The following is a 15,429-nucleotide window of genomic DNA, read 5'->3' on the forward strand; positions in this document are numbered from 1 at the left end:
ATGGCGCAGTTCTTTATCCGGCGTCCGGTATTCGCCTGGGTGATCGCCATCATCATCATGCTGTGCGGTCTGATGTCGATCAATTCATTGCCCGTCTCGCAGTACCCGGACGTCTCACCGCCGCAGATCGCCATCTCCGCCACCTACCCGGGCGCGGACGCGGAAACGCTGGAAAACAGCGTCACCCAGGTGATTGAGCAGCAGCTCACCGGCCTGGACGGCCTGCTGTATTTCTCGTCGACCAGCAGCGCCAGCGGCTCGGTCAGCATCAACGTCACCTTTGAGCAGGGCACCGATCCGGATATCGCTCAGGTGCAGGTGCAAAACAAGGTGCAGCAGGCGGAAAGTCGTCTGCCGAGCGCCGTTACCGCGCAGGGCGTGACGGTCAAAAAATCCCAGAGCAGCTTTCTGCTGATCGTCGGGCTGTATGACGAAAGCGACAAGGCGACGATGGCCGATATCTCCGACTATCTGGTCAGCAACCTGCAGGATCCGCTGTCGCGCATCGAGGGCGTCGGGGACGTGCAGGTGTTCGGCTCGGAATACGCGATGCGCATCTGGCTGGATCCGACCAAACTGGCGAGCTTTTCGCTGATGCCTTCCGACGTGCAGACGGCGATCGAGGCGCAAAACACCCAGGTGTCCGCCGGCAAGATAGGCGATCTGCCGGCCGCCGCCGACCAGCAGCTGACCGCCACGGTGAAGGCGCAGTCGCGGCTGCAAACGCCGGAACAGTTCCGCAATATCATCCTGAAAAGCGACAGCAGCGGGGCGCTGGTGCGGCTGGGCGACGTGGCACGGGTTGAGCTGGGCAACGAAGACTACTCCGCCAGCGCGCACCTCAACGGCCACCCGGCGGCGGGGATCGCGGTCAAGCTGGCGGCGGGCGCCAACGCCCTGAGCACCGCCAAGCTGGTAAAGGCAAAGGTGGCGGAATACCAAAGCGCCATGCCGCAGGGCTACAAGGTGGCCTACCCGAAAGACAGCACCGACTTCATCAACATCTCGATCGAAGAGGTGGTGAAAACGCTGTTTGAAGCGGTGGCGTTAGTGGTGGTGGTGATGTTCGTGTTCCTGCAAAACCTGCGCACCACGCTGATCCCGACCATCACCGTGCCGGTGGTGTTGCTGGGCACCTTCGGCGTGTTGGCGGCGTTCGGCTATTCGATCAATACCCTGACGCTGTTCGGCATGGTGTTGGCGATCGGGCTATTGGTGGACGATGCCATCGTGGTGGTGGAAAACGTCGAACGCGTGATGCGGGAGGATAAGCTGCCGCCGCGCGAGGCGACGGAGAAATCGATGCGCGAAATCACCGGCGCGCTGGTCGGCATCGCGCTGGTGCTGTCGGCGGTGTTTCTGCCGATGGCGTTCTTCGGCGGCTCCACCGGGGTGATCTACCGTCAATTCTCGATCACCGTCGTCTCCTCGATGGTGTTGTCGGTGGTGCTGGCGTTGACGCTGGCGCCGGCCTTGTGCGCCACGTTGCTGAAACCGGCGCACGATGCGCAGACCGACAAAGGCTTGCTGGGCAAATTCAACCGCGGCTATGACCGGCTGCAGGAGAAGTACGCCGACAAAGTCGGCGCAGTGATCCACCGGCCGACGCGTTATCTGCTGCTGTACGGCCTGCTGTTGATTGCCGCGGCCGTGATGTATCTACGCTTGCCGACCGGCTTTCTGCCCAACGAGGATCAGGGCACGGTGATGGTGCAGTACACCTTACCGGCCGGTGCCACCAACGCGCGCACCTCGGCGGTGAGCGAGGCGGTGACCGCCTATTTCCTCGACCAGGAAAAGGCCAACGTCAGCACCATTTTCACCATCAACGGTTTCGGCTTCAGCGGCAGCGGGCAAAACGCCGGCATGGCGTTCGTCAGCCTCAAGGACTGGAGCCAACGCAGCGGCAGCGAAAACACCGCCGACGCCATCGCCAAACGCGCCATGGCGCACTTCGCCTCGCTGCGCGACGCCCAGGTCTTCTCCATGAGCCCGCCGGCGATCGACGGCTTTGGCCAGTCCGACGGCTTTACCTTCGAGCTGCAGGCCAAAGGGGCGACCACCCGCGCCGAGCTGCAGGCGATGCGCGACCAGATCGTCGCCGCCGCCGGCAACAATCCGGCATTGCTGGCAGTGCGCGCCAACACCTTGCCGGACACCCCGCAGCTGCAGGTGGAGATCGACAACGGCAAGCTGCAGGCGCTCGGTCTGAGCGCCGCGGACGTCAACAGCACCCTCAGCAGCGCGTTCGGCAGCACCTACATCAACGACTTTATCGACCGCAACCGAGTGAAAAAGGTCTATATGCAGGGCGACGTAGAGTACCGCGCCAAGCCGGAAGATCTCGACAAATGGTTTGTGCGCGGCACCAACGCGGCGGGCGACAGCAGCATGACGCCGTTCTCCGCCTTTGCGTCTTCGCACTGGATCTACGGCCCGGAAAACCTGTCGCGCTATAACGGGCTGTCGTCGTTCGAGATCACCGGGCAGGGCGCCGCCGGTGTCAGTTCCGGTACGGCAATGAGCGAGATGGAGAAACTGGCGGCGAAATACTCCGCCGGCAGCAGCTACTCCTGGAGCGGGCTGTCCTATCAGGAACGGCTGACCAGCGGCCAGGCGTCGTCGCTGTACGCCATTTCGCTCATCGTGGTGTTCCTGTGCCTGGCGGCGCTGTATGAGAGCTGGTCGATTCCATTCGCGGTGATGTTGGTGGTGCCGATGGGCGTGGTGGGCTCACTGCTGGCGATCACGCTGCGCGGGCTGGAAAACGACATCTACTTCCAGGTGGCGCTGCTCACCATCATCGGGCTGTCGGCAAAGAATGCCATTTTGATCGTCGAGTTCGCCGAGGAGATGCACCAGCGGGGGGAAACGCTGATTGGCGCGGCGGTCCACGCGGCGCGCATGCGCCTGCGGCCGATCCTGATGACCTCGCTGGCGTTCACCGCCGGGGTGCTGCCGCTGGCGGTATCCAGCGGCGCCGGCGCCAACAGCCGAATTGCCATCGGCACCGGCATTATCGGCGGCACGATCACCGCCACCGCCTTGGCGATCTTTTTCGTACCGCTGTTTTATGTGTTGGTGCGCCGCATGTTTACCCGTCGGCCCGCCAACTCGCCGTCGCAGGCAGGAGAATAACGTGTTGCAACGAGTCATGATGTTAACTTTACCGCTGCTGCTGAGCGGGTGTCTGTCGCTGGATCCGCACTACCAGCGCCCGGCGGCGCCGGTGCCCGCCAACCTGCCGCAGGGCGAGGCCGCCGGCAAGCAGGCGTTGAGCTACCCGGACGTCGCCTGGCGCGACTATGTGCAGGACGCCAGGCTGCGGCAGGTGGTGGCGATGGGGCTGAACAGCAGCCGCGATCTGCGTGAGGCGATCGCCAATATCGCCTCGGCGCGCGCCCTGTACGGTGAGCAGCGCTCGGCGCTGTTCCCGACGATCAACGCCACCGCCGACGGCAGCCGCGGGCGTTCGCTGAGCGGCAACGGCAATGCCACCGCCATCAGCCAGAGCTACGAAGCGCAGGGCGGCGTCAGCGCGTTCGAGCTGGATCTGTTCGGCAAGAACGCCAGCCTGTCGCGGGCGGCGTTCGAAACCTATCTGGCCAACTCGGAAGCGGCGAAAAGCACCCGTCTGACGCTGATCGCCGATATCGTCACCGACTGGGTGGCGGTGGCGGCCGAGCGCAGCAATCTGGCGGTGGCGCAGCAGACGATGGAAAGCGCCAAACGTTCGCTGGACGTGACGCGCAACAATCAACAGCACGGCATTTCGTCGCTGGTCGACGTGGCATCGGCGGAAACCGTTTATCAACAGGCGCGTTCGGACGCCGCCAGCTACGCCACCCTCGCCGCGCAGGCGAAAAACGCGCTGGATTTGGCGGTGGGGCAAAGCGTGCCGGAAAACCTGCTGCCCGGCGGTATCGATGCGCTCGGCGAAATCATGCGCAATCTGCCGGCCGGGGTGTCTTCGCAGGTGCTGCTGACGCGGCCGGATGTGCTGCAGGCCGAGCATAACCTCAAATCCGCCAATGCCAACATCGGCTCGGCGCGTGCGGCATTCTTCCCGTCGATCAGCCTGACCGCCAGCGGCGGCGTGGGCAGCGGTGAACTCTCGTCGCTGTTCAGCCACGGCGCCGGCGTCTGGTCGTTCGCCCCGAGCATCAGCCTGCCGATCTTCAGCGGCGGCTACAACACGGCTCAGCTCAACTACACCCAGGCGCAGAAAGACCTGTATGTCGCCACCTATGAGAAAGCGGTGCAGACGGCATTTCAGGAAACCGCCGACGCGCTGGCGCGCAAAGCCACGCTGCAGGAACAGCTGGCGGCACAGACCGGCTATGTGGCGGCGGCGCAGCAATATTATCGCTTGGCCGAACTGCGTTACCGCCAGGGCGTGGACAGCTACCTGACGCTGCTGGACGCGCAGCGCACGCTGTATACGGCGCAGCAGTCGCTGATCGCCGCACAGCAGACCGCGTACGACAATCAGGCGACCCTGTATAAAGTGTTGGGCGGCGCTCAGCCGCTAATCGTCGACCGCGCACGCCGCGAGTTGGGCGGCGCGCGGTTTACTTATGGAAAGTGTAAAGAAACGGAAAACCCGCGCGGCGGCCCGAACTCGCCGCGGCGGGCAGAGTCAGACAGATAATTGCATTCACCTTTTCTTCATATCGGCTCGAGGTCGTCATGGCAGAAGACATTCAGCAACAGGTCATCGCGCTTATCGCCGCATTCAACGCACCAGGGCGGCAGAAGAAGGGGGCGGTCATCACCCCGGAAACCGAGATTAACACCGCGCTCAACCTGTCGTTCAGCGACTCCAACACGCTGATGCGCCGCTACTTCGATACCTTCGGCGTCGACAGCAGCAATTACAACCACGAGCTGTATTTCCAGCCGCCGAGCAATACCGGGCGCTGGTTTTCCCCCTCCGCCTGTAAAGAACACACCCGGCCGCTGTGCGTATCGATGCTGGTGCGCTCGGCGCGCGCCAAACGCTGGCTGTACGACATCCATTTTCTTATCGAGCAATTGCGCTAGCGCCAGGTTACTGCTCCAGCAGCTCGGCGAACTTCGCCAGCCACTGCGGATGCGCCGGCCAGGCCGGGGCGGTGACCAGGTTGCCGTCGACATGCGCCTGATCGATGCCGATCTCCGCATAGTGGCCGCCGCCGAGCCGCACCTCCGGGGCGCAAGCCGGGTAGGCGCTGCAGGTGCGGCCCTTCAACACCCCAGCCGCCGCCAGCAGCTGCGGGCCGTGGCAAACGGCAGCGATCGGTTTTTTGGCGGCGTCGAACGCCTGCACCAGCGCGATCACGTCGGGATTCAGGCGCAGGTATTCGGGCGCCCGACCGCCGGGGATCAACAGCGCGTCATAGTGTTCTTCTTTGGCGGCGGCAAAGTCGGCGTTCAGGGTAAAACGATGACCGGGTTTCTCGCTGTAGGTCTGCGCGCCGTCAAAGTCGTGGATCGCGGTCTGGATGTAGTCGCCGACGGCTTTGTCGGGGCACACGGCATCCACCCAATGGCCAAGCATTTGCAATGCCTGAAACGGCACCATGGTTTCGTAATCTTCGGCGTAGTCGCCGACCAGCATCAGGATTTTTTTCTTGCTCATGATCACAACTCCAGCAGGAGGGGGAATGCCTAAGGTATAGCCCAGCGCCCCTGGGAATGCGAACCGTAAAGCGCCTATCTATACTCGTGATACTGCGGCGCTTTCTCGCCGCTCAACCCAGGGAGGATCCCCGATGCTGAATCTGGCTACCTTGCTTGAAGAAAGTGCGCGCACCTGGCCGGAACGGCCGGCGGTGATACAGGACGATATACTGCTCAGCTATCGGGCGCTGAATGAAATGGCCAACCGGGTGGCGAATTTGTTGGTCGCGCGCGGCGTGCGGCCCGGTGAACGGGTGGCGCTGGCCTGCACAAACCGGCCGGAGTTTCCGGCTATCTATTACGGCATTCTCAAAAGCGGCGCGGTGGTGGTGCCGCTCAATATTCTGCTTAAGAGCGCAGAGTTCGACTATTACCTGGCGGACTCGGCGGCGGTGGCGCTGTTCTGTTTCGAGGGCAGCAGCGGCCTGCCGTTGGGGGAAGAGGCGCTGCGGGCGGCGGCGAAGGCGGAGCAATGCCGTGAGGTGTTTATCATCGGCGATCGGCTGCCGCTCGAAGGCGAACGTTTCAGCACGGCGATAGCCGCACAGGCCACCGAGTTCGCTTCGGCCGCGACGCTCGAAAGCGACACGGCGGTGGTGCTGTATACCAGCGGCACCACCGGCCGGGCCAAAGGGGCTGAGTTGACCCACGCCAACCTGGTGCTTAACGCGCTGGGATCGGTGAGGCTGTTCGACGGCTCGGAAACGGATCCCGATCGCCATCTGGTGACGTTGCCGCTGTTCCACACGTTTGGTTCGACGGTGCAGATGAATGCCGGATTTTCCGCCGCCGCCACCCTGGTGCTGGTCGAACGCTTCGACGCCGCGCAGGCCATCGCGCTGATGCAGCGGCACGGCATTACCTTTTTTGCCGGCGTGCCGACCATGTATTGGGCGTTGTTGAATGCGCTGGATGAGCATACGGATATCGAGCGCCTGCGCAGCACGCTGCGTATGGCGGTGTCCGGCGGGGCCAGCCTGCCGGTGCAGATCCTGGAGGATTTCTCGCGCCGCTTCGGCGTCAACATTCTCGAAGGGTATGGGCTGTCGGAAACCAGCCCGGTCGCCACCTTTAACCATCCGCACCGCGTGACCAAACCCGGCTCTATCGGCCAACCGATCTGGGGCGTGGAGATTCGCTTGCTCGACGTCACCGGACAACCGATCGACGGTGTCGATCAGGTGGGAGAGATCGCGGTGCGCGGCTACAACATCATGAAAGGCTATCTGAACCGCCCTGAGGCGACGGCGGAAGTGCTGGAAAACGGCTGGTTCCGCACCGGCGATCTGGCGCGCCGCGATGCCGACGGCTTCTATTTCATCGTCGATCGGGCCAAGGACATGATCATTCGCGGCGGGTTCAACGTCTATCCGCGCGAGATTGAAGAGGCGCTGATTCGCCATCCGGCGGTGTCGTTGGTGGCGGTGATCGGTGTCGAGCATCCTTCGCTGGGTGAAGAGATCAAAGCGGTGGTGGTGTTGAAAGAGACGGAGGAGCCGATCGAGGAAGAGGCGCTGATCGCCTGGAGCCGGGAGAGGCTGGCGGCGTTCAAGTATCCGCGTATCGTCGAGTTTGTCGAACGCTTGCCGATGACCAGTACCGGTAAGGTGTTGAAACGCTGTTTGCGCTGAGGAAAATCCGGCCTGCCGGGGCAGGCCGGGAAACGGGCATCAACCTGGGTAGATGCCACGCTCTTTACGTGCGGTCAGGATGCGCTCGCAAGCCACGATATAAGCGGCGGTGCGCAGGCTGCACTCTTTCTCTGCGGCCTTGTTCCAGACGTGGACCATCGCGTCGGTCATGATCTTGTCCATACGCTCGTTGATCTCGGACTCGCTCCAGAAGTAACTCGCCATGTCCTGCACCCACTCGAAGTAACTGACCGTTACGCCGCCGGCGTTACAGATAACGTCCGGAACCACGGTGATGTTACGGGAACGCAGAATGTCGTCCGCTTCTGGGAAGGTTGGGCCGTTAGCCCCTTCCAGCACCAGCTTGGCACTGAGGATTTCGGCGCGCTGACGGGTGATCTGGCCTTCCAGCGCCGCAGGGATCAGGATGTCCATGTCAACCGACCAGAACGCTTCGCTTTCGATCTCGCTGGCGCCTGGGAAACCGGCGATCTGCTTGTGCTTGGCCTGGTATTCGGTCAGCGCGGCCAGATCGATGCCGTTGGCGTTGAACAGGGTTGCGGAGTGGTCCTGGATGGTGACGACGCGAGCGCCGACGCCGACGAACAGGCGAGCCGCTTCGCTGCCCACGTTACCGAAGCCTTGCACCGCCACTTTGGCGCCTTCGATCTGCACGCCCAGACGCTTGGCCACTTCGCTGCCGGTGACGAACACGCCGCGGCCAGTCGCTTTCTCACGGCCCAGGGAGCCGCCGAGGTGGATTGGCTTACCGGTTACCACGCCGGTGATGGTGGTGCCGTGGTTCATGGAGTAGGTATCCATCATCCAGGCCATCACTTTGGCGTTGGTGCCGACGTCCGGCGCAGGAATGTCTTTCTGTGGCCCGATGATGAAGCCGATTTCGCTGGTGTAGCGGCGGGTCAGTCGCTCCAGTTCACCTTCAGACAGTTTGAACGGATCGACGCGGATGCCGCCCTTGGCACCGCCGTACGGCAGGTTGACCGCGGCGCACTTGATGGTCATCCAGGCGGACAGGGCCATCACTTCGTTCAGATCGACGTCAGGGTGGAAGCGGATACCGCCTTTACCCGGCCCGCGCGACAGGTTGTGCTGTACGCGGAAGCCTTCGAAGTGACGGATGGTGCCATCGTCCATCTGCAGCGGGATATCGACAATCAAAGCGCGTTTAGGGTGACGCAGCGTATCAACCCAGCGTGAGAGGTCGCCGAGGTAAGGGGCGACGCGATCGATTTGTTGCAGATATGTAGCCCAAGCGGTGGTGCTGCTGTCTGAAGCGTAGGATAGCTTTTCCATAACCAACCTTTATATTTTAGAGGTATTTATTTCGTTTAACCGTGGATTAGCAAGCGCATAACACTTTGCGCCGCTAAATTTACCACTAATTATGCCGGTTGTTAGCCCCCCGCTCATCGGGCCAGCGGACGGTTTTTCGCCGCCTGCAGGGCGGTAAATGAATAGTTAATTACTTTTCGCCGGTCGTTAGCGGGCGCATGCATACTTTATGCATATAAAACGCATAAAAACCCTTTATATCTATTTTTCAGAAGCTTGAATGTGATCAAAAAGTTTCATTTTATTTAACTGCTATGTTGACAATGGCGTTTCCCCTCGGCAGCGTTAAAATCCTGTTAAAACGCCGTCTGCCGCCGCGTTTTGCCTTGGCAGCGAGAAGCATGATTCGGGGCTGTTTTACTGTATTGCGGCAGAAGAGTGGGCTGAAAAGCGTGTTCACCTGAAACGGACGGGTGACCGCGAGCGGCCGGCCACCCGTTCTGGTTTGGCGAATCAGCGTTTAAAGAAGACCGCGCCGCGGTGGCGTGGTCATCCGATACGCATTAGGCGCCGGTATGCTGATAGCGTTGTAATTCCACCGGTTCAGCGCCGATACTCGCCAGATATTCTTTGACGGACGCCGGCGCGGAAGCTTGCGTAAATTGGTAGATGTTTTCATCCGCATCCAACAGCGTCTCCCATTTTACAATGTTCACCCAGCGAGGCTCATTGTCTACGCTGATGCCCGAGTCACGCGAAATAAACCCGTTTTGGTTCGAGATAAATTCCTCTTCAACGCGCTTGTCCAATACGGCAAACGCTTCAGGGCTGAGTGAGGCCGGCAGTTTAAAACTTGAAATTTCAATAATGTAGCTGTTGGCGGAACAGTCCGCCTTGGATTCATAATTCATAATAAAAGTCCTTTAAATTAAATTGCTTATACAACTCAAATTAAGCTGCATCCTTATTGCAGTACTGCAGGTTAAATTTATTCCTGATGTCTGAAATAAATAATTAGGAATAATCTGAATTGGCGCTTTGCTTTATGCAAAACATGATGATTTGTATGAGATTTTTCTTGCATAAGGGAGTTTGCTAATCAACTCACCAACGGCCTGAGGCAATAATTCAATAACGGTGGTGCGGTTATTAATGTCATTGGCAAGGGGGGCGGTTTTTAAATAAAAAACGGTAGGTGAACGGCGTGGTTAACCTATTTCCTTTTCCACTTTGAAGGGGCGTGCGTTATTTCGCCGGCGACCGGCAATGGCCAATCATGCCCCCCGTCGGGATAAAAGGTCACTTGCGGCGCAGCCGGTAGTGAGGGGGGAACCAACGCCATCCGCTCGGCAAGCGGCGGCAACTGCGGTATGCTAAGCGGCTGAACAACAAACCAAACCGGGCTATACGGAGACACCCCAGCGTGGCGAATTCTTCTTCTCAACTTGAACTGTTGCGGTCGGTCGCCGACGGCATCGCGGCCCTGTTTTTCCCGAATGCGGAAGTGGTGATCCACGATTTGGCCGCCAACAAGATAGCTTACCTGGCGAACAACCTGTCGAAGCGCAAACCGGGCGACGACGCGGGGCTGGAAGATTTCACGTTTGATGGCGGCGCCAACGTGACCGGCCCCTACGAAAAGCTGAACTGGGACGGCAAAAAGATGCGCTCGGTGAGCATCGCCGCGCGCGACGAGCAGGGCAACCCCAGCTATCTGCTGTGCATCAACCTGAGCACCGCGATGTTCGAGGACGCCCGCAACGCGCTGGATATGTTCCTGTCGGTCACGCGATTGCAGCCGCAGCCGCAACAGCTGTTCAAAGACGACTGGCAAGAGAAGATCAATACCTTCCTGCATGACTGGCTGCGGCGCGAGAACGCTGCGCTCGGCGCGCTGAGCCGCGAACAGAAACGGCGGCTGGTCAGCGATCTCTATCATCAGGGGGCGTTCAAGGCCAAAAGCGCGGCGGACTATATCGCCAACGTGCTGTCGATGGGGCGCGCCACGGTGTACAAGCATCTGCGGGAATTGAAGCAAGAGTAAACGCGGCGGGAAAGGTGGAAGAAAGGGGCGGCGATGGCCGTAAACCTGACTGGCATTTTTTATCCGGTCTCTGTCAGCGCCGTGCAGGAAAAATTGCCGTAAATACCCCGAATTTCTCTGTTACCACAATGAACGGCAATTGGAGGGGCCGAAGGCGCGGCCCCTCCACCCGCGCCTTCGCTTAACACCGTCTGTCCGCTACGCGGATACCCTCGCCGTGTCTGCGTTGTCGGGCGGGTCGGCTGCGACAAACGTCCCTGTTAGTCTCGCCTCAACCGGCCTTCCCTGGCCGGTTGCCCCTGACAACGCCGTCTTGCTCGGCAGCCAGTGATGCGCGCTCAAGGTCAACACCTGAGCTGGCAGCTACTGGGAAATCTGCCGCTGATGAGGTTGTGGTAGAGAAGTTGGAGATGAGCGCGGTGTTGGGCGCCCTTGAAGACGCCGAACGCAGGTATAGCGCATTAGGCGAAACCGCCATGGACGGCGGTTTCAGGTGAGACAGGCAGGGACGCCTGTCGCAGCCGGCCTCAATGCGCTATGGCGGAGAGAGGACAAATCTGCCTGGAGCAGATTTGAACGCTGCTTGCAGCGGCCCCGAAGGGGCGAGGCCCAGGGATGGGCTGAGTAACGTTGGCAAAGCCAACCGTCTGATAGGGCAAAGGCGCGGGTTGCAAGGGACCGCGCCTACGGTCCCTTGCTCGGTCGAGGCGCATGAGTTTCATGGTGCATCTCACATTTATCGACCGAAATACGTCACCAATACCTTCAGAAAAAAGCTAACTGACAAGCATTACGGCGCTGGCCGCCCCTTTTCGTTACCAGCGGTAGTTCACCGAAGCGATGACGCTGCGGCCGCTGCCGTAGAAGCAGGCGTACTCGCCGCTGCAGGATGAAACGTATTTCTTGTCCGTCAGGTTCTGCACGTTGAGCTGCAGCGCCGCACCGCGCAGCGCCGGCGAGGCCTGGCCGAGATCATATTTCACCATGGCGTCGTACAGCGTGTAGTGCGGCACGTCGTACTGGCCGGTGGCGTCGGCCGGCGCATCGCCGATGTAACGCACGCCGCTGCCGACGGTCAGGCCATTGAGCGCACCGCTCAGGAAGCTGTAGCTGCCCCAGGCGGACGCCGCGTGGCGCGGAATGCCCGCCGGGCTGTGGCCGATTTCGTCCGCCGAGTTGGAGTCTTTGGTCACCACGTCGGTGTAGGTGTAGGCGGCGATCAGCTTGATCTCCGGCGTCGGCTGAGCGTGCACTTCCGCCTCAATCCCTTTGGATTTCACCTCACCGATCTGCTCGTAGGCGGAGGTGAGACGGTTGTAAGACGCCACATTGCGTTGGGTGATGTCGAACCAGGAAAGGGTCAGCAGGGTGTTGCCGCCCGGGATCTGGTACTTCACGCCCACCTCGGTTTGTTTGCCGGTGGTCGGCTTGAGCGGGTCGGCGCCCGGCGCGCTCGGGTACAGGTTAGGATCGAACGAGGTGCTGTAGCTGACGTACGGCGAAATGCCGTTGTCGAAGGCGTAGAGCAGGCCCGCACGGCCGGTGAACTGGGCATCGTTGTAGGTCTGCTCTTTGCCGCCGCTGGTGCGATCGCGGGTGTTGACCTGCGACCAGTCCTGACGGCCGGACAGCAGCAGGTTCCAGTTATTCCACGCCAGCTGGTCCTGCAGATACACCCCGACCTGATTCAGCGTCTTCAAATCGCTGGAAGCCAGCGCCAGCGTGCTGCCATCGATGCTGGGACGAACCGGGTTGGCCCAGTCGATCGGGTAATCGTTGCCGCGATCGCGATACATCTTCGAATCGATATGGCTGTAGCGGTAATCCAATCCGCCCAGCACCGTGTGTTTCACCTCGCCGGTGTCGAACAGGCCCTTCAGCTGGTTATCCACGCCAAACTCGTTGGTCATCTGCGTTTCATGCTGCGCCATGCGGGTGACGGTGTGGTCGTTGACCTTCGAGTTTACGTTATAAACCAGATATTTATAGTCCTCATCACGGTGGGTGAAACGCAGGTTCTGGGTAAACGACAGCGCATCGCTGAAGTTGTGCTCGAGGCTGTAGCCGATCGACGCCTGCTCGCGCCGCGACTTGTTGAAGCTGGGTTCGCTGATGTTGAAGTCATAGGGCACATAGCCCGCGCTGGTCGGGAACAGTGTGCCGGCGCGCGGCAGGAAGTTGCGCGATCCGGCTTTCGGATCGTTCTGGTAGCTGGTCAGCAGCGTAAAACTGGTGTCTTCGTTCGGCAGCCAGGTGAAGGCCGGGGCGATGGCCACCCGTTGCTGCTTGCTGTCTTTGACAAACTCATGTTCGGTTCTGGCGATACCGTTCAGGCGATAGAACAGGGTGTTGTCGTCGTTGAGTTTGCCGCCGAAGTCGAACGCCGTTTCCGCCAGATGACGGTTGCCGGTGCTGAATTTAACTTCGTGAATGCTCTGGGCGGTAGGGCGTTTGCTGGTCATCACCACCACGCCGCCGGGGCTGACCTGGCCGTAAAGCACGCCGGCCGGGCCGTGCACCATTTCCACGCGCTCCAGCAACCAGGGATCGATCTGCCCGGCGCCGCCGTTTTGGCTCGAGAGGCCAAAGTGCAGGCCGTCGAGCAGCTTGGGCGCGTAGCGGAAGCCGCGGCTGATCACTTCGTCATTGCGGTTGGAATTGCCGCGATAGGTGGTGACCACCCCGCTGGTGTAGTTCAAGGCGTCGGCGACCGACGCCGGTTCCTGGTCGTTCATTTGCTCGCGCGTCACCACCGAGATGGACTGCGGGGTTTTGCTCAGCGGGGCGGCGGTTTTGGTGCCGGCGGCGCTCTCTTTGGCGACGATCCCTTTGACGGGCGCGGTCACGCTGCTCTGCGCGTCGGCGGTCACCACCATCGTCTCGTCCGCCGCGGCAAAAGCGTTTTGCGCGAAGGGCAGTAGCGCCAGCGTCGCCCCCAGCAACAGCCGGTTGGCGGACATCGCCTCTGCACTATCGTTTTCTATCCCTTTGTTTCTAATATTCATTATCTCTCCTGCATGCCTACTTTTGTGTGTAATGCCACCCTGATAAACCCCGCAATGCCGATGAATACGGTTTCCCTCGTCGACGCGGAGACGTCGCGTTTGCACGACGGCAAAAATCCGACAAATAGTATTGAAAATGATAATGAGTATCAATACGATTGTCAGGTTTTGTAAAAGTCACGCACGTTATGTAAGGGGCGCTATGGAGTTTTTGCCGGAAAAGAGGCCAGAACACGGCCATGAGGGATTGGCGGCGCACTGGCTGCGTGAGGCGGCGGCGGGGCAACCCGCATGGTGGCAGAAGGTTGCCGCTCATGGCACGCCTGTCGTCGACGCGCACGATGAACAGCACGTCAGAATGACCTGGCTATGGCGCGATCCTGCCGGCGACGAGCGGCTCTCGCCGATATGCCGCGTCTATGCCGATATCAACGGCATTACCGACCATCACAGCACGACCCCCAGCAGCCTGAAAAGGCTCCCCGGCACCGACGTTTGGTACGGCGCGGCCGTTGTCGATCGCCGCTGGCGCGGCAGTTACAGCCTGATCCCGATTACGGCGCGAGATCTTCCTCCCGTCTTTAGCGACGACGAAACGTTGCGCGATCGCCAGCAGCGCGCCTGGTGGGTATCGCTGTTCCCGTTGGCGATCGCCGATCCGCTGAATCGCACCTCGCTGGGGCCGGTTTATCGCCCGCGCGCCGTTTCCCTGGCTCAGGGGCCGGACGCGGACGACCAAAGCGCCTGGCAGGCCGCCGATCGGCCGTTGGATGAAGCGCGGCTACAGCTTTTTCACTGGCACAGCGAACGGCTGGGCACCCGGCGGCGCGTGTGGCTGTATGCCGGCGGCGAGGCGGCGGACAACGCGAACCGCCCGCTGGTGCTGCTGCTCGACGGCCAGAACTGGATCGAAAGGCACGCATTGCTGCCGGTGATTGAGAACGAGACCGCAAAAGGGCATCTGCCGCCCGCGTGCTGGCTGCTGATCGATGCGATCGATGGCGAACACCGGGAAAACGAACTTCCTTGCAACGCCGCCTTTTGGCAGGCGGTGATCGACGAACTGCTGCCGCAGGCGCAGCGGCGCGAACCGTTCAGCGAAGAGGGGGCGCGCACCGTGGTCGCCGGCCAGAGCTACGGCGGGCTGGCGGCGTTATACGCCGGCCTGCACTGGCCCGAGCGCTTCGGCCATGTGCTGAGCCAGTCCGGCTCCTTCTGGTGGCCCACGGTGCAATTCGTTACCCAGTTCGAAAAACGCCACGAGTTGGAGGAAGGCTGGTTGATACGCCAGGTTCGGCAGCGCGGCGCGACCGCGCCGACGCTCACCGTGATTCAGCAAGCCGGCGATCGGGAGGCGGACATCGAATTCGTCAATCGCCAGATGCACCAGGCGCTGACGGCGGCCGGGCATCGTGCCGACTACCGCGTGTATTCCGGCGGACATGACGCGCTCTGCTGGCGCGGCGGTCTGGTGGACGGCGTGCGCCGGCTGCTTTCCGCAATGAAGTAATTCCACATTTTGACAGACAGGTAAGGCAAATGACTCAGGAACAACAAAACCCGTTCGATGACGAAAGTCTCCGTTTCTCCGTGTTGGTCAACGCGCAACAGCAGTACTCGCTGTGGCCGCAGTTTGCCGATACGCCGCCGGGATGGCGCGTGTTGATGGGGCCGGCGTCGCGCGGTGAATGTATCGACTATATCGAAGCGCACTGGCAGGACATGCGGCCGGCGTCGTTGAAAGCGGCGGATGCGCCGCGTTAATCGCCGCACAGCCACATCGCTACATTCCGTT

11 protein-coding genes are annotated in these 15,429 nt (G+C 61.0%); 7 read left to right on the forward strand and 4 right to left on the reverse strand.

All coding sequences use genetic code 11. From position 1 onward, the window contains the following. Genes ACJ8M3_RS05515 through ACJ8M3_RS05525 form a run of 3 tightly spaced genes read left to right on the forward strand, consistent with a single transcriptional unit; the run spans window position 1 to window position 5,043 of the window. Window positions 1-3,138 (forward strand): efflux RND transporter permease subunit, encoded by a 3,138-nt coding sequence (locus ACJ8M3_RS05515; protein WP_046687068.1) that lies wholly within the window; start codon window positions 1-3, stop codon window positions 3,136-3,138. Between the two features lies 1 nt (window position 3,139). Beyond that, window positions 3,140-4,651: an efflux transporter outer membrane subunit gene (locus ACJ8M3_RS05520; RefSeq protein ID WP_442514623.1), complete on the forward strand. Its 1,512-nt coding sequence runs from the start codon at window positions 3,140-3,142 to the stop codon at window positions 4,649-4,651. 38 nt (window positions 4,652-4,689) lie between these two features. Further along, window positions 4,690-5,043: a DUF1493 family protein gene (locus ACJ8M3_RS05525; protein ID WP_033643122.1), complete on the forward strand. Its 354-nt coding sequence runs from the start codon at window positions 4,690-4,692 to the stop codon at window positions 5,041-5,043. A gap of 7 nt (window positions 5,044-5,050) precedes the next feature. Here the strand turns inward: ACJ8M3_RS05525 and ACJ8M3_RS05530 are convergent, their stop codons facing one another. Further along, on the reverse strand, window positions 5,051-5,620 hold the full coding sequence (locus ACJ8M3_RS05530; protein ID WP_033643121.1) for a DJ-1/PfpI family protein: 570 nt from the start codon (window positions 5,618-5,620) through the stop codon (window positions 5,051-5,053). A gap of 133 nt (window positions 5,621-5,753) precedes the next feature. Here ACJ8M3_RS05530 and ACJ8M3_RS05535 point away from each other — a divergent pair, with 133 nt between their 5' ends. Continuing rightward, window positions 5,754-7,292 carry a long-chain-fatty-acid--CoA ligase gene (locus tag ACJ8M3_RS05535; protein WP_089197069.1) on the forward strand — a complete coding sequence of 513 codons (1,539 nt, stop codon included), beginning with the start codon at window positions 5,754-5,756 and terminating at the stop codon, window positions 7,290-7,292. 39 nt (window positions 7,293-7,331) lie between these two features. On the opposite strand, the gene ACJ8M3_RS05540 is transcribed toward ACJ8M3_RS05535, so the two are convergent. Both ACJ8M3_RS05540 and ACJ8M3_RS05545 read right to left on the reverse strand, forming a co-directional pair. Continuing rightward, window positions 7,332-8,606 (reverse strand): Glu/Leu/Phe/Val family dehydrogenase, encoded by a 1,275-nt coding sequence (locus tag ACJ8M3_RS05540; RefSeq protein ID WP_033643119.1) that lies wholly within the window; start codon window positions 8,604-8,606, stop codon window positions 7,332-7,334. Between the two features lie 542 nt (window positions 8,607-9,148). Beyond that, complete coding sequence (locus tag ACJ8M3_RS05545; protein WP_033643118.1) at window positions 9,149-9,496, reverse strand: antibiotic biosynthesis monooxygenase family protein; 348 nt, start codon at window positions 9,494-9,496, stop codon at window positions 9,149-9,151. 512 nt (window positions 9,497-10,008) lie between these two features. Here ACJ8M3_RS05545 and ACJ8M3_RS05550 point away from each other — a divergent pair. Beyond that, entirely contained in the window at window positions 10,009-10,629 is a 621-nt protein-coding gene (locus tag ACJ8M3_RS05550) for a helix-turn-helix transcriptional regulator (protein ID WP_042784528.1), read from the forward strand. An 815-nt stretch (window positions 10,630-11,444) separates the two neighbouring features. Here the strand turns inward: ACJ8M3_RS05550 and ACJ8M3_RS05555 are convergent. Next, window positions 11,445-13,634 carry a TonB-dependent siderophore receptor gene (locus ACJ8M3_RS05555; RefSeq protein ID WP_089197068.1) on the reverse strand — a complete coding sequence of 730 codons (2,190 nt, stop codon included), beginning with the start codon at window positions 13,632-13,634 and terminating at the stop codon, window positions 11,445-11,447. Window positions 13,635-13,836: 202 nt separating this feature from the next. Between ACJ8M3_RS05555 and fes the strand changes: the two genes are divergently transcribed. Both fes and ACJ8M3_RS05565 read left to right on the forward strand, forming a co-directional pair. Beyond that, window positions 13,837-15,144, forward strand: coding sequence for an enterochelin esterase (gene fes, locus ACJ8M3_RS05560; protein WP_233503951.1), 1,308 nt, complete (start codon window positions 13,837-13,839; stop codon window positions 15,142-15,144). Between the two features lie 29 nt (window positions 15,145-15,173). Next, window positions 15,174-15,398, forward strand: coding sequence for an MbtH family protein (locus tag ACJ8M3_RS05565; protein ID WP_033643114.1), 225 nt, complete (start codon window positions 15,174-15,176; stop codon window positions 15,396-15,398). The last annotated feature ends 31 nt before the right edge of the window (window positions 15,399-15,429 follow it).

It is taken from the genome of Serratia sp. CY55921, from assembly GCF_052167655.1.
Classification (GTDB): domain Bacteria; phylum Pseudomonadota; class Gammaproteobacteria; order Enterobacterales; family Enterobacteriaceae; genus Serratia; species Serratia ureilytica.

Coding starts and splice junctions, on each gene's coding strand:
- ACJ8M3_RS05515 (WP_046687068.1), top strand. CDS start 1: ATGGCGCAGTTCTTTATCCGGCGTCCGGTATTCGCCTGGGTGATCGCC.
- ACJ8M3_RS05525 (WP_033643122.1), top strand. CDS start 4,690: ATGGCAGAAGACATTCAGCAACAGGTCATCGCGCTTATCGCCGCATTC.
- ACJ8M3_RS05530 (WP_033643121.1), bottom strand. CDS start 5,620: ATGAGCAAGAAAAAAATCCTGATGCTGGTCGGCGACTACGCCGAAGAT.
- ACJ8M3_RS05535 (WP_089197069.1), top strand. CDS start 5,754: ATGCTGAATCTGGCTACCTTGCTTGAAGAAAGTGCGCGCACCTGGCCG.
- ACJ8M3_RS05540 (WP_033643119.1), bottom strand. CDS start 8,606: ATGGAAAAGCTATCCTACGCTTCAGACAGCAGCACCACCGCTTGGGCT.
- ACJ8M3_RS05545 (WP_033643118.1), bottom strand. CDS start 9,496: ATGAATTATGAATCCAAGGCGGACTGTTCCGCCAACAGCTACATTATT.
- ACJ8M3_RS05555 (WP_089197068.1), bottom strand. CDS start 13,634: ATGAATATTAGAAACAAAGGGATAGAAAACGATAGTGCAGAGGCGATG.
- fes (WP_233503951.1), top strand. CDS start 13,837: ATGGAGTTTTTGCCGGAAAAGAGGCCAGAACACGGCCATGAGGGATTG.
- ACJ8M3_RS05565 (WP_033643114.1), top strand. CDS start 15,174: ATGACTCAGGAACAACAAAACCCGTTCGATGACGAAAGTCTCCGTTTC.